This window comes from Bradyrhizobium sp. CCBAU 53421 (assembly GCF_015291625.1).
In the GTDB taxonomy this organism is placed as follows: domain Bacteria; phylum Pseudomonadota; class Alphaproteobacteria; order Rhizobiales; family Xanthobacteraceae; genus Bradyrhizobium.
On record NZ_CP030047.1, the window covers coordinates 3,230,498 to 3,251,256 of the forward strand.

The 20,759-nt window shown below is 62.8% G+C and carries 23 protein-coding genes; 9 read left to right on the forward strand and 14 right to left on the reverse strand.

The features are described 5' to 3' along the window. Nucleotides 1-25: 25 nt before the first annotated feature. Nucleotides 26-238 (forward strand): hypothetical protein, encoded by a 213-nt coding sequence (locus XH92_RS15255; RefSeq protein WP_050405321.1) that lies wholly within the window; start codon nucleotides 26-28, stop codon nucleotides 236-238. Nucleotides 239-456: 218 nt separating this feature from the next. Here XH92_RS15255 and XH92_RS15260 read toward each other — a convergent pair whose 3' ends face one another. From XH92_RS15260 to XH92_RS15295, 8 genes are all read right to left on the reverse strand, one after another. After that, nucleotides 457-888 (reverse strand): CBS domain-containing protein, encoded by a 432-nt coding sequence (locus XH92_RS15260; RefSeq protein WP_194459918.1) that lies wholly within the window; start codon nucleotides 886-888, stop codon nucleotides 457-459. A 133-nt stretch (nucleotides 889-1,021) separates the two neighbouring features. Beyond that, nucleotides 1,022-1,729 carry an MgtC/SapB family protein gene (locus XH92_RS15265; protein ID WP_194459919.1) on the reverse strand — a complete coding sequence of 236 codons (708 nt, stop codon included), beginning with the start codon at nucleotides 1,727-1,729 and terminating at the stop codon, nucleotides 1,022-1,024. Between the two features lie 14 nt (nucleotides 1,730-1,743). Continuing rightward, a complete protein-coding gene (locus tag XH92_RS15270) occupies nucleotides 1,744-2,361 on the reverse strand; it encodes a flavodoxin family protein (RefSeq protein WP_194459920.1) in 618 nt (205 codons plus the stop codon). After that, nucleotides 2,343-3,164: a DUF72 domain-containing protein gene (locus XH92_RS15275; RefSeq protein ID WP_194459921.1), complete on the reverse strand. Its 822-nt coding sequence runs from the start codon at nucleotides 3,162-3,164 to the stop codon at nucleotides 2,343-2,345. The genes XH92_RS15270 and XH92_RS15275 overlap by 19 nt, the downstream gene beginning before the upstream one ends. A gap of 38 nt (nucleotides 3,165-3,202) precedes the next feature. Further along, entirely contained in the window at nucleotides 3,203-4,990 is a 1,788-nt protein-coding gene (locus XH92_RS15280) for a thiamine pyrophosphate-requiring protein (protein WP_194459922.1), read from the reverse strand. 77 nt (nucleotides 4,991-5,067) lie between these two features. Further along, nucleotides 5,068-6,270 (reverse strand): MFS transporter, encoded by a 1,203-nt coding sequence (locus XH92_RS15285; protein ID WP_246788441.1) that lies wholly within the window; start codon nucleotides 6,268-6,270, stop codon nucleotides 5,068-5,070. A 105-nt stretch (nucleotides 6,271-6,375) separates the two neighbouring features. Continuing rightward, nucleotides 6,376-6,912 carry a DUF4142 domain-containing protein gene (locus XH92_RS15290; RefSeq protein ID WP_194459923.1) on the reverse strand — a complete coding sequence of 179 codons (537 nt, stop codon included), beginning with the start codon at nucleotides 6,910-6,912 and terminating at the stop codon, nucleotides 6,376-6,378. A gap of 11 nt (nucleotides 6,913-6,923) precedes the next feature. Then, on the reverse strand, nucleotides 6,924-7,412 hold the full coding sequence (locus XH92_RS15295) for a ferritin-like domain-containing protein (protein WP_194459924.1): 489 nt from the start codon (nucleotides 7,410-7,412) through the stop codon (nucleotides 6,924-6,926). A gap of 174 nt (nucleotides 7,413-7,586) precedes the next feature. Between XH92_RS15295 and XH92_RS15300 the strand changes: the two genes are divergently transcribed. Further along, nucleotides 7,587-7,790: a CsbD family protein gene (locus tag XH92_RS15300; RefSeq protein ID WP_050630357.1), complete on the forward strand. Its 204-nt coding sequence runs from the start codon at nucleotides 7,587-7,589 to the stop codon at nucleotides 7,788-7,790. Between the two features lie 445 nt (nucleotides 7,791-8,235). Further along, on the forward strand, nucleotides 8,236-8,499 hold the full coding sequence (locus tag XH92_RS43870) for an isochorismatase family protein (protein ID WP_371818030.1): 264 nt from the start codon (nucleotides 8,236-8,238) through the stop codon (nucleotides 8,497-8,499). Between the two features lie 39 nt (nucleotides 8,500-8,538). Here XH92_RS43870 and XH92_RS15310 read toward each other — a convergent pair whose 3' ends face one another. The 5 genes from XH92_RS15310 to XH92_RS15330 are packed head-to-tail and all read right to left on the reverse strand — an operon-like array spanning nucleotide 8,539 to nucleotide 12,384. Next, nucleotides 8,539-8,814, reverse strand: a complete 276-nt coding sequence (locus XH92_RS15310; protein WP_194459925.1) for a cytochrome C oxidase subunit IV family protein — start codon at nucleotides 8,812-8,814, stop codon at nucleotides 8,539-8,541. Beyond that, complete coding sequence (locus XH92_RS15315; RefSeq protein ID WP_194459926.1) at nucleotides 8,811-9,455, reverse strand: cytochrome c oxidase subunit 3; 645 nt, start codon at nucleotides 9,453-9,455, stop codon at nucleotides 8,811-8,813. Before XH92_RS15315 ends, XH92_RS15310 begins: the two co-directional genes overlap by 4 nt. Beyond that, nucleotides 9,448-11,055 carry a cytochrome c oxidase subunit I gene (gene ctaD, locus XH92_RS15320; protein ID WP_194459927.1) on the reverse strand — a complete coding sequence of 536 codons (1,608 nt, stop codon included), beginning with the start codon at nucleotides 11,053-11,055 and terminating at the stop codon, nucleotides 9,448-9,450. The genes XH92_RS15315 and ctaD overlap by 8 nt, the downstream gene beginning before the upstream one ends. Beyond that, a complete protein-coding gene (gene coxB, locus XH92_RS15325; RefSeq protein ID WP_246788443.1) occupies nucleotides 11,052-12,029 on the reverse strand; it encodes a cytochrome c oxidase subunit II in 978 nt (325 codons plus the stop codon). The genes ctaD and coxB overlap by 4 nt, the downstream gene beginning before the upstream one ends. Nucleotide 12,030: 1 nt before the next feature. After that, nucleotides 12,031-12,384: a hypothetical protein gene (locus XH92_RS15330; RefSeq protein ID WP_194459928.1), complete on the reverse strand. Its 354-nt coding sequence runs from the start codon at nucleotides 12,382-12,384 to the stop codon at nucleotides 12,031-12,033. Between the two features lie 119 nt (nucleotides 12,385-12,503). Between XH92_RS15330 and XH92_RS15335 the strand changes: the two genes are divergently transcribed. From XH92_RS15335 to XH92_RS15360, 6 genes are read left to right on the forward strand one after another with little or no spacing between them, the layout of a single operon-like run. Next, complete coding sequence (locus XH92_RS15335) at nucleotides 12,504-13,160, forward strand: cytochrome c3 family protein (RefSeq protein WP_194461279.1); 657 nt, start codon at nucleotides 12,504-12,506, stop codon at nucleotides 13,158-13,160. Further along, entirely contained in the window at nucleotides 13,157-16,051 is a 2,895-nt protein-coding gene (locus tag XH92_RS15340) for a TAT-variant-translocated molybdopterin oxidoreductase (RefSeq protein ID WP_194459929.1), read from the forward strand. The genes XH92_RS15335 and XH92_RS15340 overlap by 4 nt, the downstream gene beginning before the upstream one ends. After that, a complete protein-coding gene (nrfD, locus tag XH92_RS15345) occupies nucleotides 16,048-17,394 on the forward strand; it encodes an NrfD/PsrC family molybdoenzyme membrane anchor subunit (RefSeq protein WP_194459930.1) in 1,347 nt (448 codons plus the stop codon). The genes XH92_RS15340 and nrfD overlap by 4 nt, the downstream gene beginning before the upstream one ends. A 1-nt stretch (nucleotide 17,395) precedes the next feature. After that, on the forward strand, nucleotides 17,396-17,926 hold the full coding sequence (locus tag XH92_RS15350; RefSeq protein ID WP_194459931.1) for a DUF3341 domain-containing protein: 531 nt from the start codon (nucleotides 17,396-17,398) through the stop codon (nucleotides 17,924-17,926). Beyond that, entirely contained in the window at nucleotides 17,926-18,453 is a 528-nt protein-coding gene (locus XH92_RS15355; protein WP_210345585.1) for a cytochrome c, read from the forward strand. Before XH92_RS15350 ends, XH92_RS15355 begins: the two co-directional genes overlap by 1 nt. Continuing rightward, entirely contained in the window at nucleotides 18,450-19,547 is a 1,098-nt protein-coding gene (locus XH92_RS15360) for a hypothetical protein (protein WP_194459933.1), read from the forward strand. Before XH92_RS15355 ends, XH92_RS15360 begins: the two co-directional genes overlap by 4 nt. On the opposite strand, the gene XH92_RS15365 is transcribed toward XH92_RS15360, so the two are convergent. Beyond that, nucleotides 19,489-20,313 (reverse strand): SCO family protein, encoded by an 825-nt coding sequence (locus tag XH92_RS15365; RefSeq protein WP_194459934.1) that lies wholly within the window; start codon nucleotides 20,311-20,313, stop codon nucleotides 19,489-19,491. The two genes, XH92_RS15360 and XH92_RS15365, sit on opposite strands and share 59 nt — an antisense overlap. Between the last annotated feature and the right edge of the window lie 446 nt (nucleotides 20,314-20,759).

A 20,759-nucleotide genomic window follows, 5' to 3' on the forward strand; every position in this document is an offset into this window, starting at 1 on the left:
CAGCGGTTTGACTAAGGAGGGCATCATGGGCTTGGCACAATATGCGGTGATTGCGGCCGGCGAGGAATGGGGCGTTCTGCACGACGGCAATGTCAATGGCGGATACGCAACCAAGGAGGCCGCATTCGAATCTGCGGCTGCCGCTGCGGCACTGGCGATCAGAATGGGACATGAAGTCCATGTCAGCGTGCCAGGACGCGAGGAGGGCGAGGCTGCCCTCACCAAGCGCGCGAGCTGAACGTTGCTTTAGCTCGAGCCCTGTGTGCCCTCGCGCGATCCAGGTCGCATATATGCCGTTAGTCCGAGCTGACATAGTTGGCGCGCCAAAGCAGCGCCATGGCAATCATGGCCACGAATCCCCCGGCGATCAAAATCCACGGAATATAGTCGGCCATTGACCCATCCTGACGGGCTCCGCTCCGCGAGCGAGGGCGCGCGGAGCGGAGCCACGAACATTCAGAGCTGCGCGTGCTGGGTGGTCGGGCGTGAGATCTGGCTCAGCGCCATGCCAACGCCGTCATTCGCTTGCACCTGTGCGATATCGCCGAGCGCAATAATGCCGACGAGGCGCTTGTCCCGGCTCAGTACGGGCAGGCGGCGGACCTGGATCGCTCCCATGTTCTGAGCGATGTCCTCGACCTCCTGATCCTCGAAGCAGTATTTCACCTCTGCGGTCATGATGTCGCCGACCCGCGACTCCGGGCCACGCCCCATCCCGATGCCGCGAACCGCGATGTCGCGATCCGTGATCATGCCAACCAGGCGTTCATTGTCGGCAACAGGCAGCATACCAACGCCCAGCGTGCCCATGGCTTCGGCGACGTCGCGCAGCGTATCGTCGGGGGTACACAGCTGGACCTCAGGTGTCATCGCGTCGCAAATCTTCATGAGCGCCTCTCCATTTGGCTGTTTGCTCGACGGCTCAACGAGGCGGCCCAGAGCGGCGTTCCTAACTTTGCCGGAGGACCATTGCCGGACACGAGGAACGGCGGTCATCGAAGGATAACGGTGGGACGGCGCACTACTTGCCATTCTCGGTGGTCAGCTCGAAAGACTTGATGACGAAATGTTTCTCGACCACTCGCAGAAGGTCGACCGGCGGAGGGGACGTTTCGGGCCGCCGCCACGAGATCTCAAAAAGATAGTCGACGTTAGCGATGCCGTCATGGTGTCGCTGCTCCTGAAATCGGCCGCTGTAGTGCAGCGGCTCGATCAGTTTTGGGAGCGCATCGATCACGCCAAAATCGGCTTCAGAGGTCACGGTCAGGGCCGCGCGGTGGCGCCGCGGGATCGTCTGGTCGACCCACTTGAGGACCGAGAGGGTGACGACCCCAATGACGGTCGCGATGCAGCCCAGCGCAAGCTGACCGCCGCCGAGGCAAAGGCCGATCACCGTTGTCAGCCAGAGTGTCGCCGCCGTCGTCACGCCGGTGACAAGATCACCTTTCTTGAGGATCGTGCCGCCGCCGATGAAGCCGACGCCCGTTAAAATGCCGAGCGGGAGCCGCATCAAGTCCATGACCGCGAATGAGCCCGAGGCCTTTCCATCAAGGCCAAGCAGGAGATTGGCCTGGATCATCGACAGCGAGGCGGCCAGGCCGACCAGAATTGTGGTCCTAAGTCCGGCGGCATGCCCGCGCGCACCGCGGTCAAAGCCGATGATAGCGCTCGCCAGAACGGTCAAGGCGAGGCGGATGGCTATGTCGGTCCAGGTGGGGTGAAGCGGCATATCCCGCTCCGTACCTAGGATACGCCGGGGTAGGAGGTCGACTTCAGCAGGCGTGCGACATGCGCCGCGTTGGCGGCAAGCATATTGGTGGTCTGCACGGTCTTGTCGTAAGGCTTTTCCAGATCCTTGTAGTCGGTGGATCCCATCGCCTCGCCGACCCAATAGGTGCCGCCGCCGGCCGGAATGGTGAAGCCGACATCGTTCAGCGCCTGGAATAGCTCGGCGTGGCAATGATGGGCGCCGTCCTCATTGCCGACCACGGCGATGATTGCGACCTTGCCGAAAGATGGCATGCGGTTCTTGTCGTCGGTCTCCTCCAGGAATGCGTCCATTCGCTCCAGCACCCGCTTGGCGACGCTGGATGGCTGTCCGAGCCAGATCGGGGTGCCTACGATCAGAATGTCGGACGCCAGGATCCTTCTGCGCAGGTCCGGCCAGTCGTCGCCCGCGCCCTCGTCCGAGGCCACGCCTGGCTTGATGTTGAGGTCGACGACGCGAACCAGTTCGCCGGAGACGCTGTACTGACTGAGAGAATCGAGCAGTTCGCGAAGTAGCTTGTCGGTAGAGGAGGACTCCTTGTCGCGCTTGAGTGTGCAATTGAGGGCGATGGCTTTCAGCGTGTCGGAGGGCATCGCATCTGTTCCTTTGCTTTGGGAGCCAATGCAAGGCAGAATTGTTGGTTCCTATGGCGAGGCGGTCGAGGAACGGCGGAGCCAAGCAGTTCGCAAAGCCTCCGGGCGTCGGCCGGCGCCGCGCTTTTCTGATCGTTGTCGAAATAGACGTAGACGTCGCATCCCTGCCGCTTCCAGCCCTGGATGCGCTTTGCCCAGTCGGCGAGCTGGGTTGGCTTGTAATGGCCCCTGTAGCGTCCGCCCGGACCATGGCCGCGCACATAGACGAAATCGGCGGTCCGTTTCCACGGGGCCGGGGCGTCGTGGTGGTCGGAAATGCAGAGCGCGATGTTGCGGGCCGTCAGCAGCTTCAGGATGCGCGGCTCGTACCAGCTGGAATGCCGGAATTCGAACGCGTATCGCCGCTGCCGTTTCAAGAGCCTAAGGAACGAGGCCAGACGATCGGCGTCGATCGTAAAGTTCGGTGGGAGCTGGAACAGGATCGGACCGGCCTTGCCACGCAGCAGCGACAGACGGTCCTCGAGCAGTTCGAGACTGTTCGCCGAGTTGCCGGAGAGACGCTTCCAGTGCGTGATGAATTTCGACGCCTTCCAGGCGAAGACGAAATCCTTGTTGGTCGCATCCCGCCAGCCAGCCACGGCCTTTTCCGTCGGCGTGCGATAGAACACGCCATTCAGCTCCGTGGTCGTGAACTGGGTTGCGTAGTAGCCGAGCTGCCGCTTGAGCGGCAGTTCCTTCGGAAAGAACGGACCGCGCCAGGACGGATAGTGCCAGCCGGACGTGCCAATCAGGATGCGTGCCATGCGATGGTCCGTGCGTCGGTGCGGCAGTGGCGCTCGCCTCACTCCTTGCCCGGAAGGATGGTCTCCAGCACTTGCCGAGCAGCACCGCGGATCACGCCAACCTCGTTGGGATCGCCCTTGGCGAGCGCAATGGAGAAGTTCTTGGCCTGCTCCAGCGTGATGTGCGGCGGAAGCGGAGGCACCTCCGGATCGGTCTTCACTTCCAGCACCACGGGCACATCGCTCGCCAACGCCTGCTCCCAGGCTGGTCCAACCAGATCGGGCCGATCGACATAGATGCCGCGCAGGCCGATCATCTCGGCGAAATGAGAGTAGGAGACATCGGGGATGCGCTGGGAGGCCTCGAACTTCGGATCGGCATTGATGATCCGTTGCTCCCAGGTCACCTGATTGAGGTCCTCGTTGTTGAATACGCATACGATCCAGCGGTGGTCTTTCCACTGTCGCCAGTATTTCGCGACCGTGATCAATTCGGCCATGTTATTCATCTGCATCGCGCCGTCGCCGACCAGCGCGATCACCGGACGGTCGGGCGCGGCATATTTGGCGGCGATCGCGTAGGGGACCGCGGCTCCCATCGAGGCAAGGCCGCCCGACAGCGAGGCGTTGATCCCGCGCCGCATCTTGACATCGCGCGCGAACCAGTTGGCGCAGGAGCCGGAGTCGCTGGTGATGATGGCGCGATCTGGAATCCGGGGCGACAGCTCCCAGGTGACGCGCTGCGGATTGACCGGCTTGGCGGGCTGCCGCGCGCGATCTTCAAGCGTCGTCCACCATTCGCGGACGTTTCCCTCGATCGACTTGCGCCAGCCGTCCGGGTTCTTTTGCTTCAGCCGAGGCAGCAAGGCGCGCATCGTCTCGGCGGCATCGCCGACAAGGCCGACTTCCATCGGAAAACGGATCGATAGCATGCCGGCATCGATGTCGATCTGAACGCCGCGGGCGCTGCCGTCCTTGGGCAGGAATTCGGAGTAGGGAAAGGCGGAGCCGACCATCAGCAGCGTGTCGCATTCCATCATCAGGTCGTAGCTTGGCTCGGTGCCCAAAAGTCCGATCGAGCCGGTGACCCAGGGAAGATCGTCGGGGAGCACAGCCTTGCCAAGCAGCGCCTTGGCGCAACCCGCTTGCAGCCTCTCCGCAACCGCGATGACCTCGTCGGTGGCGCCGAGTGCGCCGGCGCCGACCAGCATCGCAACCTTCTTTCCGGCATTCAGGATATCGGCGGCGCGGTCGAGCTCGGCCTCAAGCGGGACGACGCGGGGCGGGGCGTAACCGATGCCGGAGCGCAGCGTTCCATGTGCCCGCGGCGGGTCCTGGTAGGCCTCCTCCTGAAGATCGTTCGGAAGGATGACTGCGGTCACGGTGCGCCGGGCCAGCGCGATGCGCGCTGCGCGGTCGATCAGATGGCGAACCTGCGCCGGCGAGGAGGCTTGGGCGACATAGGCGCTGGCGACGTCCTTGAACATCGAGACCAGGTCGAGCTCCTGCTGATATTGGCCGCCAAGCGCGTTGCGCGCCTGCTGGCCGACCAGCGCAAGGACGGGCTGATGATCCAGCAGCGCATCATAGAGGCCGGTCGTGAGATGCGAGGCTCCGGGACCAGACGTCGCAATGCAGACGCCGAGGCGTCCGGAGAATTTTGCATAGGCCGAGGCCATGAACGCCGCCATTTCTTCGTGGCGCGCCTGGATGAACTCGATCCGGCCGTCTGCTCGATTGAGCGCGCCGAACACGCCATTGATGCCGTCGCCGGGGTATCCGAAGATGTGCCGGACGCCCCAATCGTGCAGGCGGTGGACGATGAAATCGCTGACGGTCTGGGGCATGCAAGCCTACCTCTGGACTGACCTTCGGAATTGAACGGCTCCGTCGGCCGGCCGTTCCTATCCGAGAAAGCCCGCCCTCAGCGCCGGTAGACCAGGCCGAAGATCAGCGCGACTACTGCGAAGGCCGCGATCACAGCGGAGAATGCCATGTCGGCAATGGTCGTGTTGGTGAGGCTCGACAACACGCCGACGCCAATCACCGGAAGCGCGTTGCCGATGAAGCAGCACACGAAATAGGTCGATACCACCGCGGCGCGCTCGTCCGCGGGCGCGATCTGGTTGACCACCTGAAGGCTGCCGCGATAGCCAAGCCCGGCGGATATCGCCACGACGGCGGTGGCCGCCAGCATCACCCACAGCGATGCGGATACCTGCGCGACCACGATCGCCGCAGACGCGGGGATCATCAGCGCAAGCGACCACAGCATCGAGGTCCGGCTGGCGAGGGCCTGCGTCGCCACGATGACCAGCGCGACAACGAGGGCGAGTTCAAACAGCAACGCTCCGCCGGCCGCGCGATTCTCGATGTGAAGGTCGTGCGACAGGATCGACGGCATCAGCGAGGCATAAAAGCCGACCAGCGCCATCAAGCCGAATCCGGTGATTGCAGGGGCCACGAATTGCGCCTGCACCTTGCGCGGCAACGCCAGTTTCGGCCGAAGCTCGATCTGCCGGGGATCGGGATGTTGCACGGTTTCCCGGGTGATCCAGATCAGCATGGCGACGGCGCATGCGACGAGGAGATAGATGATAAACGATAGCTGCAAAGGCCATGGTGCGTATTGCGCAAGCAGGCCCGATAGCAGTGCCGCGACGCCGAGCCCAAGGAAATTGGTGCTGGTGCCGATGATCGCCGCGCGTCCTTTGTCGGCTTCACCGACGAGCTCGGCGAGCCATGCATTGCCGGTGCCGCTGGCAAGACCGATGCCGAGGCCGCTGAGGATCCGGCCGACGTAAAGCCAGGCGATGCCACGGGCGAACAGGAAGATCAAAGCGGCAAGGATCAGGACCGCGATCGCCGACAATGCCGTCATGCGCCGGCCGGCACGGTCGGAAGCGCGGCCGAACAGCAGTGCGGCGATATTGCCGATCGCATAGGCGGCATAGATCAGGGTCAGGGTGATCTGCGAGAAGCCAAAAGTCTTCTGGTAGATCAGGTACAGTGGCGTGATCAGGGTGCTGAGGCCGAAGGCTGTGGCGAGCAGCATCCCCACTGCGGCGAGCGCCGCCGTATGCTGAAGTTCCACTCGTGGGGTGCGCATGGCGTCAAGCTGCGCCATTCGAATTGCCTCATGAAGCCGGAATAGCAAGGCAATCCGTGATGGCACCGTTCGTTCCAGGCGATGCCGCCGGCAGCCAGATCGGCGGCTGCCGGCGATCGGTGACTACTTCCGGTTCTTTTCCAGGTCCTGCGCCATTGCGAGATGATGCTGCAGGGCCGGCAAGGTCTTCCCGGCCCAATCCTTCAGCTTCGGATCGGCGCCGCCCTTGGCGTAGCGTTCGAACAGCGAGACTGCGTCCTTGTGGGCGCTGACCTGCATCGGATCATATTCGCTGGCGAAATCGTCCGGTTTGGTGTTGCTCAGCACGTTGAGCTTCTTCTGCGAGCTGTCGTCGAGGCCGGTCGGCAACGCGGACTTCATCTCGCCGGTGACCATCCCTTTCAGCTCGGTACTGGTCTTGGTATGGTCCGTCACCATCTGGTCGGCGAACTTCTTCTCGGCGGCATTGCCCTTCTGCTGGGCAATCTTGGCCGCTTCGATCTCCAGCATGTCGCTCAAGGCCACTTCTTTGATGAACTCTTCCGTCTTCGGCGCGACGCCGAGCACAGAGTTGACACCGGTCTTCTCGCCGACCGATTGGGCCATGGCGGGCATCGTCAGCCCGCAACCGATGGCAATTGCCAGGATAGTTCGCTTCATCGCGCGTCTCCTCAGGCCGCTTCGGCGTTGATGGCACTGACGGCGAGCTTGGTGAGCGCCTCGTCGGTCTTCTTTTCCTCGGCCAGGGTCTGGTCGATGAGCTTGACGGCGTCCTTCATGTTGAGCCGGCCCGCCCAGGCCTTCAGGGTGCCGTAGCGGGCGATCTCGTAGTGTTCAACGGCCTGGGCCGCGGAGAGCAGACCGGCATCGAGCGCCGGCGTGTCGGCATACTCCTCCATGATCTCCTTGCCTTCGTCGAGGATGCCCTCGATGGCGTCGCATTTCTTGCCGCGCGCCGGCTTGCCCACCAGGTCGAAGATCTGTTCTAGCCGATCGATCTGTCCTTCGGTCTCGTCATGGTGCTTCTCGAAGGCGGCGCGTAACTGGTCGGACCCGGCGGCCTTGGCCATGCGCGGCAGTGCCTTGAGGATCTGTTTCTCGGCGTAATAGATGTCCTTGAGGGTATCGAGGAAGAGGGCGTTGAGGTCTTTCTCCGGCATGCTGGCTCCGTGAGCGTGGGTTGATCCATTCCCACAACAGGCATCCTGCAGCCTCGTTCCTATCTGCCATGGTTCATCCGCGGACGTACGGTTGTGCACTTTGACGCAAGGCACGCAAGGAACGAAGCGTTGGCACATCCGTTGGACGGTCTCATATTTCAACGGAGAACCGCGATGGACTGGAATCGTGTCGAAGGCAACTGGAAGCAGATGAAGGGCAAGGTCAAGGAGCAGTGGGGCAAGCTGACCGATGACGACCTCGACGTGATCGCCGGCAAGCAGGACCAGCTCGAAGGCCGTCTGCAGCAGCGCTACGGCTATGCCAAGGACCAGGCCACGAAAGAAGTGAACGACTGGTACGGTCGCCAGAAGTGGTGAATGGCACCGCGTTCCAGGCCCCGCTTTGGCGGGGCCCCGTTTTTCTTACGCCGCCCCTAAGCCGGATCGTGAGCCGATGTGCGCCGGATAATGGCGGTTCAAGCAGGTCGGAGTGATGGGACAGCTTCTTAGCGCGCCTGGCCCCTCTGCGGTGCGTCTATGCATCGACATGCAGCGGCTGTTCGAGCCCGGTGGGCCGTGGCCACATATCGTCGCCTTGGCACAACATGCACCAGAACGCACAGTGTTCACCCGCTTCATTCCACCGCTCACCGCTCAAAGCATGACGCGCGCGGGACATGGACATGGCGGGCCTACTACGGGAAATGGGAATGCGTGACGCGCGAGCGGCTTGAGCCGGCGCTAGTGGAGCTCGTGCTGGCGCTCGCCGCCTGTGTGCCGCCAGCAGCCATTGTCGACCGCCAGATTTACAACGCATTCGGCAATGGACGCCTGCAAGCTCATCTGGATGCACATGGGGTGGATACGATCATCGTCTCTGGGGGGCGAGACCGACGTCTGTGTGCTCGCCACTGTGCTCGCGGCGATCGATATCGGCTACCGCGTGATCGTAGCGGAGGACGCGCTGTGCAGCTCGTCGGCTCAAAGCCATCACGCGCTGCTGCAACTTTATGCCGAACGGTTCAGCATCCAGATCGAGGTGACACCCACAGCGGACATCCTGCGCGTCTGGACAGTGCAGGACTGATGATGCCGCTAAGCCTTCCCACGCCGGACCGCATTGACTTCAGGCCCGGGTCAGGAAATCCATCAGGCCGAGCCAGAGCAGGATGCCGAGCCAGAACAGGCCGGCTCCGGCAAACACCAGGGTCAACGCGTCCCGACTCCGCAGCTCCATGAAGATCGCGGCGACCAGCGTCGCCTTGATGATGCCGATCCCTATGGCGATGATGGCGTTCACCGCGCCGAGCGGCACATAGGCCGTCGCCACGGTCAGCGCGAGCAGGCCCATCAGGCCGAGCCAGGCGACGACCAGCGGCAGCGAAGGGCGGTGTTGCGTCATGAACTTGACCTTCCCGGCAGATAGATCAACGCGAACAGGAATATCCAGACAATGTCGACGAAGTGCCAGTACAGCGCTGCGCTGTGCAGCGCCGCACGATGCCGGCTCGAAGGGGCATTGCGGCAGAGCAACGCTAGGGCCGCCAAAAGTCCGATACCGATGATCATGTGCAGCGCGTGGATTGCGGTGGCGATGAAGTAAAAGATGAAGAACAGCTGGACGCCATTAGCGAGGTCGCCCTTGAATTCGAAATCGATGCCCGGCACGAGATGCTCCTCGTACTCGCCGTGATATTCGATGCCCTTCAGCGCAATGAAGGCAAGCCCGAGGCAGATCGCGGCGGCGAGCAGCCAAGCTGTCAATTTTCGCGTTTCCGCCGAGAACATCTCCACGGCCCACGCGACAAGGAAACTGGACGTGAGCAGGATCGCCGTGTTGGCCGTTCCGATCACGATCTCAGTGTGGCGGCTCCCGGTCGCAAAGCCCTGCGGATAAGCGTGCCGGTAGACGAAATAGGCGAGCAGCAGCCCGCCGAACAGCAGCACTTCGGTCGCGATGAAGACCCACATGCCGAGCTCGGCGGTCTCATCGCGGTGGCCGACCGAAGCGAATTGAGGGGCGACAGCGGGGAGGTCACGCATTCTGCGGCTCCGCCTCGAAGTTTCGGGAGTATTGATAGGGCGCGCGTGTCACGACGGGCTGGATGTCGAAATTGTGCTCGGGCGGCGGCGACGATGTCTGCCACTCGAGCCCCGGTGCGTCCCAGGGATTGGCAGACGCACGCGCGCCGAAGAACACGGAATAGCCGAGGTAGAACAGCGGCAGCAGGTAGGCGGCAGCCAGTATGGTGGCCCCGCCGGACGACAGCACGTTCCATAGCTGGAACTCAGGCGGATAGACGTGGTAACGCCGTGGCATGCCCTCGGCGCCGAGGATGAATTGCGGGAAGAAGGTGAGGTTGAAGCCGAAGAAGATCAGGACGGCAGCGGTGCGCGCCCAGTACTCCGAATAGAGCCGGCCCGTGATCTTCGGCCACCAGTAATGCAGCCCGCCGAAATAGGCGGTCACCATGCCGCCCACCATGATGTAGTGGAAATGCGCGACCACGAAGTAGGTGTCGGTGGCGTGCACGTCGAAGGCAAGGCAGGCGAGGAACAGGCCGGTGAGGCCGCCGATCGTGAACAGCCCGATGAAGGCCAGCGCGTACAGCATGGGTGCGTCGAACCGCAATGAACCCTTGTGCAATGTCGCAGTCCAGTTGAACACCTTGATCGCGGAAGGGACGGCCACGACAAAGCTCATGAACGAGAACACCAGACTCGCGACCAGCGATTGCCCAGTGACGAACATGTGGTGGCCCCAGACCAGGAAGCCGAGGGCGGCGATCGCCAAGCTCGCCCAGGCGACGAACTTGTAGCCGAACACCTGCTTGCGCGAAAAGCACGAGATCAGCTCGTTGATCACGCCCATGCCGGGCAGGATCATGATGTAGACTGCCGGATGCGAGTAGAACCAGAATAGGTGCTGAAACAGCAGTGGATCGCCGCCGATCCGCGGATCGAAGAAGCCGACGCCGAAACAGCGTTCGACCGCAATGAGTACGAGCGTGATCGCCAGAACCGGCGTCGCGAGCACGAGGATTACAGAGGTCGCATAGAGCGACCAGAGGAACAGTGGCAGCCGGTACCAGGTCAGACCCGGCGCGCGCAGCCGGTGAATGGTGACGATGAAGTTTAATCCCGTTAGGATCGACGAGAATCCGGCAATGAAGACGCCGGCAGCGGCGACCATGACGTAACTATTCGAATAGAGCGTCGAGAACGGCGTGTAGAAGGTCCAGCCGGTATCAATGCCGCCGGCCAGGATCGCAAACAGCGTCACGCTGCCGCCCAGCATGAAGATGTACCAGCTCAGCAGATTGAGCCGCGGGAAGGCGAGGTCGCGCGCGCCGATCATCAGCGGGGCGATGAAGTTGCCGAGCGTGTTGGGGATCGACGGGATCAGGAAGAACCACACCATGATGATGCCATGCATGGTGAACAGGCGGTTGTAGATGTCGTCGCTGACGAGATCGGCCTGCGGCGTGGCCAGTTCGATCCGCATCGCGGTCGCCCCCGCGCCGCCGATGAAGAAGAACAGCGTGAGGCTTGCGAAATACAGGATCGCGATCCGCTTGTGATCGGTGGTGAAGAACCACGAACGCAGCGTGTAATTGGCAGTGAGGTAATTCAGTTCGGTCATGGCTGTCGACCCAGCGATTTGATGTAGAGCACCAGGCGAAGCAGCTGATCCTCGGTGACTTTGCCCTCGAAGGACGGCATCAGCGGCTCGTAACCCGCTGCGATCTGGCTGCGCGGCAGCAGGATGGAGTCGCGGATGTATTTGTCGTCGGCGATCACGGTGGTGCCGTCGGACAGGGGTACGGGACTGCCGTAGATTCCCTCCAGCTGCGGCGCATGGATCTTGCTGCCTGCGCTGTGACAGCCGCCGCAGCCGAGCTGCCGGAACAACGCGCCACCTTCGTCCGCGAGAGAGCTTGTTGGCGCCTGCTGGGTGAGCCAGTTGGCAAAATCCGCTTGCTCCATCACCACGACCTCGCCGATCATTCCCGAATGCGCCGTGCCGCAATATTCGGCGCAGAAGAGGGCGTAATGACCCGTCTTCTGCGCGGTGAGTTCGAGGTCCTGATAGCGGCCGGGCACCACGTCATGCTTTAGCCGAAGCGCCGGAATGAAGAAGCTGTGAATCACGTCCTGCGAGGCCATCACCAGCCGGATCGGACGGTCGACCGGCATGTGCAGTGCATTGATCTCGGACTGACCGCCGGGATGCTGGACCTTCCACATCCACTGCTTGGCGACCACGAAAGCCGTGAGTTCGTCGGGTAGCCTGCGGTAAAGTTCGAGGTAGACGCTCGCGCCCCAGACGAAGAGGGCGAGAAAGCAGAGCAGGGAGGCCGTCGTCCAGCTCACCTCCCAGTGCCAGCTCTTGGCCTCGTGGTTCTCGCGATCCACCTCGTTGCCGGCGCGATAGCGTACGCAAAACAGCGCCAACAGGAAGAACAACAAGCCCAGCACGAGCGCGCTGGCGAGCAGAAGGCCGGCGAACAGCAGATCGACGTCTCCGCCTTCCGGGGACACGCCCGGGTGCCAGAACGGAATCCACTGGCGCCACATGCTCAGGCCACCGCCGGTAACCTGGCGGGGGAATCGCATATCAAGGGGTAGGCCATCCCGGCAGGCCCTTTCGCAGCAGCATTTCGGTGGCGCGCTTGACCGGCACGCGTACGATTCCACGGTCGCGGTCGACCCAGCCGTAGCTGTTCGTGATTTCCGCGTCGCCGCGCCGCGCGCGCTCAAGCTCGTCCGATGGCGTGACCTCTAGAGGCGGAGCATTTGAGCTCAGCGCGGGCCGCGCGACGGGACTGACGTGGCGCATCGACTGCGGAAAGATCAACGGCATTACGAGCGGAACGACCAGCACGAATGTGCCGAGACCCGCGGCGATCCCGGCAATGGCCTTGGTCGCCATGTCCGACCGTTCGTAGTCGAAGCCGGTCGCTTCAGCCATGTTGCTGGATCCTCGGGTGCCCACGGACAATGCGGTCCGGGCGTTTGCGTTCCTCGATTAGGAACCAACCGCCAGAGGCCAGATTGACGGTAAAGTACCCGCCAGCTGGTCGGCCACGGATGGCTCAGCTCTTTTCACCCGCCGCCGATACGTGGATGCGGTTGTTCCTAGTTGGAAGTCTTTCGCTGATGGCCGGTGGCACGGTTGGCATCATCGGTTTTGCGCGGTCCGCTTACATGACCTCGACCGACGTCCGCCCCCAGCAGCCGGTCCCGTTCAGCCATCGTCACCACGCAGGCGAGCTGGGGATCGATTGCCGCTACTGCCACAGCAATGTCGAACGGGGCCCTCAGGCCGGTCTGCCACCGACGGAAACCTGCATGACCTGCCACTCGCAGATCTGGACCAACGCCTCCGTGTTGGAACCGGTCCGGCAAAGCCTCGCGCACCAGACGCCGGTCGAATGGACGCGCGTCGCGAAGCTGCCGGACTACGTCTATTTCCGCCATGACATCCACATCGCCAAAGGCGTCGGGTGCTCAGACTGTCACGGTCGCATCGATAAGATGGCATTGACCTATCGCGCAAAGCCCTTCACCATGGAGTTCTGCCTGGATTGCCATCGCGATCCGGCACCGAGACTGCGGCCGCCGGAGCACGTCACCGATATGGCGTGGACGCCGCCGGCCGACGCCGGCGCCAAAGGCGAGGCGATCGCGGCGCATGAAAGGATCCGCTTCGGCGAGCTCACCCATTGCACGGTGTGTCACCGATGAGGCGCCACCATCAATTCAAAAAGCCGCCCGGGCCCCTTGAAGGCCGGCAACGCCAGTGGTCGGGCATCGAGGAATTGTCCGGCGATCCAGCGTTCCAAGCCTTCGTCGATGCGGAGTATCCAGCCGTACAGCAGTTCTCGCCGACCGCCCGGCGGCAGTTCCTCAAACTGATGGGCGCGTCCTTCGCGCTGGCGGGACTTGCAGGTTGCGAGAAGAGCCCGTTCGTGGCCGCATTGCCCTATGTCGATCAACCCGACGGCGTGACGATCGGAACGCCACGTGGCTACGCCACTGCGGTCGTGTTCGACGGATATGCGCAGCCGGTGATCGCCACGACCTATTCGGGGCGGCCGACCAAGCTGGACGGCAATCTTGATCACCCCGTCACAGGCGGCCGTAGCGACCTTTTCATGCAGAGCGCGGTGCTCGGGCTCTACGACCCCGATCGTGCCAAGGCTCCGACACGCCGCGGCGAACCCGTGAGCTGGAAGGATGTGGTCGCGGCCATCGGCGTATTGCGCGAGGGATGGGCGAAGGATGGAGGAGAGGGGCTGCGGCTGCTGGTTGGTCCGATTACATCGCCGACATTGCTGCGGCAGCTCGATGCGTTACTGAAGCAGTATCCAAAAGCGCGGGTTCATCTCCATGTTCCGGCAGACATGTCTCCGCTGCAGTTCGCGGCGTATGGAAGGCGCCTGAACCTTCACTACGCGTTGGAACAATGCGACATCATTGTCAGCCTCGATGATGACTTTCTCGGCCCCGGCCTCGATCAGCTCCGCAACGCCCGGGGTTGGGCGGCATCCCGACGCCGGTTTTCCGATCGTCCTGGCAATCGCCTGTTCATGGCTGAGAGCGTGCCATCGGCGACCGGCGCGATGGCGAGCAATCGGCTGATTGCGGATGCGTCGCGCATGCCGCTTCTCGCGGAAGCATTGGCGAATGCGCTCGGTGTTTCCGACGCGGCCACTGGTGAACTCACGGAGCGCGAACGCGATTGGATCAAGCGCGCGGCTGATGCCTGCGGGAAGGCGCGCGGCAAGTCCTTGGTCGTCACCGATCTGGCCGGCGGCGAGGCGGCAGCGATTTGGGCCGCCAGGATCAATGATGCCCTTGGCAATGCCGGCCAGACACTGAAATTCACCGATCCGATTGCCGGCCCGGCAGACGTGGGGACACTGGTGGAACTGATCTCTGACATCGACGCGGACAAAGTCCGTTCGATCATCGTGATCGATTGCAATGCGGCCTACAGCTCCCCTGGCGAGCTGATGGCGGCGGAGGCGTTGCAGCGTGTGCGGACATCGCTTCATGTAGGGCTGCAGCGCGACGAATCTGGCGTGCTCTGCGAGTGGCAGCTTCCGCTCGCACATGCGCTGGAGAGCTGGAGCGACGCGCGTGCGGTCGATGGTACGGCGACCATCATCCAGCCCGTCATCGCGCCGTTCTACGACGTGAGGACCGTTCATCAAGTCCTCGCGATGCTGCTCGGCGAGATCGATCCTGCCTGCGATGCCGCCGTGCATGAGACCTGGCGGGCTGTTTTTGGCGACGCATTTTCGACGCACTGGAAGCAGGCGCTGCGCGATGGCTTCGTTCAGGGGGCGGCGCCCTTTGTCGACGCGAAGCCCGTCAGTAGAGCAGTCAGCGCTCCTTTGGCAAGTGAAGGGATCGACATCGTGTTTCGGCCCGACCCGACCATCTGGGACGGCCAGTTCGCCAATGTCGGCTGGCTGCAGGAACTCCCGAAGCCCCTGACCACGGTAACCTGGAGCAACGTCGTTGGGATCGCGCCCGATCTGGCGAGACGCATCGCCGTCACCAACGGCAATCACGTGGAGGTGCGAATTGGCGACCGCAGCATCACCGGCCCGGCCTGGATCATGCCGGGACAGGCCGGCAACACGGTCGCTCTCTATTTGGGTTATGGCCGGATGCGATCTGGGCGGGTTGGAGACGGGCTTGGTTACGATGCCTACCAGGTGCGCCCGGCCGATCGGCCGTGGCTCGCCAAGGGTACCCTGCGCAAGATCGACCAGACCGAAACGCTTGCGGTGACGCAGCTGCATCACCGCATGGAAGGGTTTGATCTCGTCCGCGCGGTGAATCCGGACGAGGTGACAAAGCCGGCATCGTCCGACCAGGCGAGCTCTTATCCAAAATGGGCGTCGTCGGAGAATGCCTGGGGCATGGTGATCGATCTTGATGCCTGCATCGGCTGCAATGCTTGCGTAGCGGCCTGTACGGCCGAGAACAACGTTCCGGTCGTGGGGGCCGACCAGGTCAAGGTCGGCCGCGAAATGCACTGGCTGCGGATCGCCCGCTATTACGACGGCACCATCGAGGAGCCCAGGAGCCATTTCCAGCCGGTGCCCTGCATGCATTGCGAGGACGCGCCCTGCGAGATGGGATGTCCGGTGCATGCGACCACGCACAGCCCGGAAGGGCTCAACCAGATGGTCTATAATCGCTGCATTGGGACCCGGACCTGCTCGAGCTACTGCCCCTACAAGGTGCGGCGCTTCAACTTCTTCGACTATCGCGCGCCTGCCGAGTCCCCGACGCAAGCTGCGCACAATCCGGACGTCACGGTGCGCTCGCGCGGCGTGATGGAGAAGTGCACTTATTGCGTCCAGCGCATCGAGGCGGCCCACGTCACGGCCGACAAGGAGAGCCGTCCGTTGCGCGACGGGGAGGTCGTGACCGCGTGCCAGCAGGCTTGTCCAACCCAGGCGATCGTATTCGGCGACATCAAGGATCCCAATGCCGAGGTAGCGCGGCTGAAGCGCGACGGCCGGCACTACGTCCTGCTGGAAGAACTCGGGACGCGGCCTCGCACCACCTATCTGGCGCGCTGGCGCGATGACGGCTCGGGGAGCGGGCAAGGATGAGCGATCACTCCGAGATCCTGCCGCGGCGTCAGAGCATGGGCGGCATCGCCGACCAGCTCACCGGCATTCCACTGCATTTTCCGGCGGAACGCCGCTGGGTGATCGCAATGGCCTTTGCGAGCGCCTTGCTCCTCCTGCTGATGGTCTCGGTGACCGAGCTGTTCACGCGGGGCGTCGGAATCTGGGGCATCAATATCCCGGTCAATTGGGCATTCGCGATCCACAATTATGTCTGGTGGCTTGGTATCGGCCACGCCGGCACGCTCATCTCGGCACTGCTGCTACTGACCGGCAGCGAATGGCGCAACTCGCTCAACCGCTTCGCCGAGACCATGACGCTGTTCGCCGTCGTCTGCGCCGGAATCTACCCCATCCTGCATCTTGGCCGGCCCTGGTACGTCTATTGGATGTTTCCGTATCCCGCGACGATGGGCGTCTGGCCGCAATTCCGCAGCCCGCTGGAGTGGGACATCTGGGCGGTAATGACCTATCTCACGGTCTCCCTGGCGTTCTGGTACATCGGGTTGATCCCGGACTTGGCCGCGGCGCGTGACCGCGCAACCGGACGTGGCTGGCAGATCTTTTTCGGCATCACCTCGCTCGGCTGGCGCGGCTCCGCCGTGCACTGGCTGCGCTGGTCGCAGGCCTATCGTATGACCGCGGCGCTCGCCGTGCCATTGGTCGTATCCGTCCACAGCGAGGTGTCGTTGCTGTTCGCAGCCGGGCAGATCCCGGGATGGCATTCGACGATCTTCCCGCCGTATTTCGTGCTGGGTGCAGCATTCTCGGGCTTTGCCATGGTCGCGATCATCGCCGTCGTGCTGCGCTGCTGGTTCGGCCTGGGAAACCTGGTCACCGACGACCATCTCGACGTGCTCGGCAAGGTCCTGCTCGCGACCGGGCTGATGACCGGTTACGGCTATGTTTTCGAGGTCTTCGATGCACTCTATTCGGGCGAAGCGCACGAGATGCGGACGCTGCTGGATCGCGTCGCGGGCGTGTACGCATGGATCTATTGGGGCGCCGTGCTGTTCAACTTCGTCCCGCTGCAGGCCCTGTGGTGGCGGGGCGTGCGGCGCTCCGGCTGGGCGCTCCTCCTGATCTCGATCTCGGTTGCGATCGGGATGTGGCTGGAGCGGGACATGATCCTGGTCACCAGCCTCTATCGCGATTTCCTGGTTTCGTCGTGGAGCAAGTTCACGCCGACGTTCTGGGATTGGTCGACCTATCTCGGCACGATCGGCCTATTCCTGGTGCCGTTCCTGATCGCCGTGCGGCTTATTCCGATGATCTCGATCTTCGAGACCAAGGAGCTCCTCCACGAAGAGAAGGAGGGGGCGTAGCATGGCTGAGCGCGCCTATGGAATGCTCGGCGAGTTTGAAAGCCCTGAGGCACTCTTGGCTGCCGCACGGTACGCGCGCGCCGCCGGCTATCGCGAACTCGACGCGTTCACGCCATTTCCTGTCGAGGGTCTCGCGCAAGTCCTGAAAATTCCACGCCCATGGATCTCCCTGGTCGGCCTGATCGGGACCCTTGCAGGAGCGGGCACGGCGCTCTTGATGCAGATGTTCGTCAGTTACGACTATCCCCTGAATGTTGGCGGCCGGCCAATCTATGCGCTGTCGGCGTTCGCCGTGGTCACATTCGAGCTGACCATCCTGTGCTCGGCACTCGCCATGCTGATCGTCATGCTCTGGCAGAACGGCCTGCCGCGGCTCAACTATCCCGTCTTCGCGGCGCCGCGCTTCCATCTCGCCAGCAAGGATCGCTTCTTCCTCTGCGTCAAAAGCGAAGATCCGATGTTCGATGACCGGGAGATCGCGGCCTTCCTGACCGGCCTGGGTGCCGCGTCGGTGGAGCGCGTACCGTCATGATCAGATTGGCGCTCATCGTCGTACTCGCCTTGTTGCTCGCGGCCTGCGACCAGAACATGGACGTACAGCCGAAATACAGCGAGTACTCCCGCGCGCCGCTGTTCCGCGGCAGCGTGTTGCGGCTTCCGCCGGCCAACACCGTGGCCCGCGACGATCTGGAGTGGGAGAGAGCGGTGACAACCAAGCCTGCACTGTCCGCCGAGCTGCTGGGCCGCGGCCAGCAGCGGTTTGCGATTTTCTGTTTGCCGTGCCACGGCGCAGGCGGCGATGGCGATGGCATCATCGTTCATCGCGGGATGCCGCGTCCGACCAGCTACCATGTCGACCGGTTGGTGACGGCTGACGACCAGCACTTCTTCGATGCAATCACCAACGGCTACGGCGCGATGTATTCCTACGCAGCGCGCATACTCCCCCAGGACCGTTGGGCCATCGTGGCCTACATTCGCGCCTTGCAGCTCAGCCGTCGCGCCTCGATCGAGGACGTGCCGCCGGACGAGCGCGCCAAGCTCAGGGTACAGCCATGAGCAGGCGCCGCGAGATCAAGATCATCGTCCTCCTCGCCGCCGGCCTGGCGCTCGCGGCCGGCTTTATGCTCGATCGCCGTTCCACGGCATCGGCATATCTCGTGGCCTGGGTGACGGCAGCCGCGATCCCGATCGGAGCACTGGCGTTGTGGGCGACGAGCTATCTGGTCCGTCGCGTATGGACCGAGGCGCTGCATGAGCAATTCGTCGCAACAGCGGCAACGTTGCCCGTGATTGCTGTGGCGTCGCTGCCGATCCTATTTTTCACCAAGCAACTCTATCCGGCGGCCGCCGATCCGTCCGCCTTGCCGCCATTTAAGAGCTACTACCTTGCAACCTGGTTCTTCATATTGCGTGGCGGTATCTATTTTGGGCTCTGGATCGGGCTCACCGTTCGGCTACGCCGAGCGTGGCGCAACGATGGCGCCATGGTGCGCGCGGCATCTGCGGGATTGGTCGTCTACGCCTTGACCGTATCGCTGGCCGGTATCGACTGGATGGAATCGCTCGAGCCTGACTTTCATTCCTCGGTCTACGGCCTTCTCTTCCTTAGCTTTACGCTGCTCAGCGGCTTCGCCTTTGTGCTGGGCGTCAGCCTGCTCCCGGGACGTCGGATCGGCCGTAGCGCCGGCTATAGCGGATTGCTGCTTTCGCTGATCCTGCTGTGGGGCTACCTTCATGCGATGCAGTACATCGTGATCTGGTCGGGCAATATCCCCGATGAAGTGACCTGGTATCAGGCACGATCGGAACAGGGGTGGCAGTATCTGCTTGCTGTGCTTTCGCTCGGACAGTTCGTGCTGCCGTTCTTCGCACTGCTGAGCGCGAAGGTTCGATTCGGTCCCCGTGCGCTCCTGATGCTCTGCGGGCTGACCTTGCTGATGCGCTGTTGTGAGGCAGCTCTTTTGATCCTGCCGGCGATCCACCATATCGCGCTGTTGACCACAGCTCTGATGCTCCTTGCCGCCGTGCTATTCTTTGGATCGCTGCTGTGGCTGGCTTTCGACCGGGCGTTGGCCAATGACGGCCGCCTTTTCAGCCTGGCTTGGGGGATGCGCCACTCCGCCGGATCGGAAGCGCCACCAGCGCGATAAGGGCGGCCATCGTGATCACGACAGCACCAGTTAATATTCGCCAGATCGCAAGGGTATAGACGCCTGTTGCCGGATCGAAGCCATAGCAGAACAGGTGGGCCTGATCCGACCATGTGCCGACGTGGCCGCGGCCAGCCTCGACCAATGCGAGCCGCAGGTCACGGGGATCGATGGCGATGCCGGATAGCGCGCGCGAGACGCGGCCCCCTGGCGTGACCACGAATGCCGCGACCGGATGGGCGAACTGGTCGCGCTCGCGGTCATAGCTCGTCCGGATGCCGAACGACGCCAGCAGCTCGTTCACGCTGGCGGAAGTTCCCCGCAAGAATGTCGCGTGATCTGCGACTTCGCCGCGGGTGGTGACCTGCTTGGCTTTCATGGTCTGGGCGTCGCCAGCCGTGTCCTTTGGATCAAGCCCGAGCACCACCAGCCGAAAATCGATTCCAGCCCGCAAACCGGTATCTGCCAGCGCGTTCGAGACGATCGACAGCAGCGGACCGCAAAGCGTCGCGCAGGTGTAATCTGCATTGATCCAAACGGTGGGAGTCGCTTGCAGCCACGCCTGAAGAGGCCGCGTCTGATTCAGCTCATTCGCGAGGGGCACGTCGAGCGGCAATTGCCTGCTCAAGGTGGAGGTCGTCTCGACTCGTTCCAATTGATCCCGTTCGAGCGCGGCATGCGCACAAGGCATTGTGCTCACGAGAGCAACCAGCAGTCCTATCCAGATTGAGAAGACAGAGGGGTTAGTTTGCGGAACGTGCGTCATGGCTGAACCGGTGACATCCGCAAGGCAAGTGCGGTGCGCTGACGATGGTTCCTGAGACATTCGCTTCGTTAATGGTCGCGGTCCGGCGTTCCGCGTCCGCCCGCCGCGTGTCCTCTCGCGATGGCTGCCGTTTTGCACTGTTCCGTTCGTAACTTAGGTTGTGGTTGCAATCCTCGTCACTCCGTGAGCTGCCTTGTGCTGGTGACGCGGACGCTTCCGCTTCCAACCGAAGCACGACATAAAGAAATCTCGATACTGATCCAAGCAAACCACGACGCTTCGACAGCTCTCGGCCTTCAAGGACGATGTCCTTCGGCAAGCATCAAACCTGAAAGGGGGCCGAGCGCGAGGACGCCATGCAAAGAGTTCGCTCTGCTGAACTTGCTGTGAAGATCCGACGACTGGGCTCTGACCCACGGAATGGGGCATGGAGTTGCTCTCTTCCG

Bases quoted from the DNA above. Each gene is read 5' to 3' on its own strand.
- XH92_RS15315 (WP_194459926.1), bottom strand. From the start codon at position 9,455: ATGCGTGACCTCCCCGCTGTCGCCCCTCAATTCGCTTCGGTCGGCCAC.
- XH92_RS15300 (WP_050630357.1), top strand. From the start codon at position 7,587: ATGGACTGGAATCGTGTCGAAGGCAACTGGAAGCAGATGAAGGGCAAG.
- coxB (WP_246788443.1), bottom strand. From the start codon at position 12,029: ATGCGATTCCCCCGCCAGGTTACCGGCGGTGGCCTGAGCATGTGGCGC.
- XH92_RS15260 (WP_194459918.1), bottom strand. From the start codon at position 888: ATGAAGATTTGCGACGCGATGACACCTGAGGTCCAGCTGTGTACCCCC.
- XH92_RS43870 (WP_371818030.1), top strand. From the start codon at position 8,236: ATGGACGCCTGCAAGCTCATCTGGATGCACATGGGGTGGATACGATCA.
- XH92_RS15335 (WP_194461279.1), top strand. From the start codon at position 12,504: ATGGCTCAGCTCTTTTCACCCGCCGCCGATACGTGGATGCGGTTGTTC.
- XH92_RS15330 (WP_194459928.1), bottom strand. From the start codon at position 12,384: ATGGCTGAAGCGACCGGCTTCGACTACGAACGGTCGGACATGGCGACC.
- XH92_RS15285 (WP_246788441.1), bottom strand. From the start codon at position 6,270: ATGGCGCAGCTTGACGCCATGCGCACCCCACGAGTGGAACTTCAGCAT.
- XH92_RS15340 (WP_194459929.1), top strand. From the start codon at position 13,157: ATGAGGCGCCACCATCAATTCAAAAAGCCGCCCGGGCCCCTTGAAGGC.
- XH92_RS15360 (WP_194459933.1), top strand. From the start codon at position 18,450: ATGAGCAGGCGCCGCGAGATCAAGATCATCGTCCTCCTCGCCGCCGGC.
- XH92_RS15310 (WP_194459925.1), bottom strand. From the start codon at position 8,814: ATGACGCAACACCGCCCTTCGCTGCCGCTGGTCGTCGCCTGGCTCGGC.
- XH92_RS15365 (WP_194459934.1), bottom strand. From the start codon at position 20,313: ATGACGCACGTTCCGCAAACTAACCCCTCTGTCTTCTCAATCTGGATA.
- ctaD (WP_194459927.1), bottom strand. From the start codon at position 11,055: ATGACCGAACTGAATTACCTCACTGCCAATTACACGCTGCGTTCGTGG.
- XH92_RS15270 (WP_194459920.1), bottom strand. From the start codon at position 2,361: ATGCCCTCCGACACGCTGAAAGCCATCGCCCTCAATTGCACACTCAAG.
- XH92_RS15265 (WP_194459919.1), bottom strand. From the start codon at position 1,729: ATGCCGCTTCACCCCACCTGGACCGACATAGCCATCCGCCTCGCCTTG.
- XH92_RS15255 (WP_050405321.1), top strand. From the start codon at position 26: ATGGGCTTGGCACAATATGCGGTGATTGCGGCCGGCGAGGAATGGGGC.
- nrfD (WP_194459930.1), top strand. From the start codon at position 16,048: ATGAGCGATCACTCCGAGATCCTGCCGCGGCGTCAGAGCATGGGCGGC.
- XH92_RS15295 (WP_194459924.1), bottom strand. From the start codon at position 7,412: ATGCCGGAGAAAGACCTCAACGCCCTCTTCCTCGATACCCTCAAGGAC.
- XH92_RS15275 (WP_194459921.1), bottom strand. From the start codon at position 3,164: ATGGCACGCATCCTGATTGGCACGTCCGGCTGGCACTATCCGTCCTGG.
- XH92_RS15350 (WP_194459931.1), top strand. From the start codon at position 17,396: ATGGCTGAGCGCGCCTATGGAATGCTCGGCGAGTTTGAAAGCCCTGAG.
- XH92_RS15280 (WP_194459922.1), bottom strand. From the start codon at position 4,990: ATGCCCCAGACCGTCAGCGATTTCATCGTCCACCGCCTGCACGATTGG.
- XH92_RS15290 (WP_194459923.1), bottom strand. From the start codon at position 6,912: ATGAAGCGAACTATCCTGGCAATTGCCATCGGTTGCGGGCTGACGATG.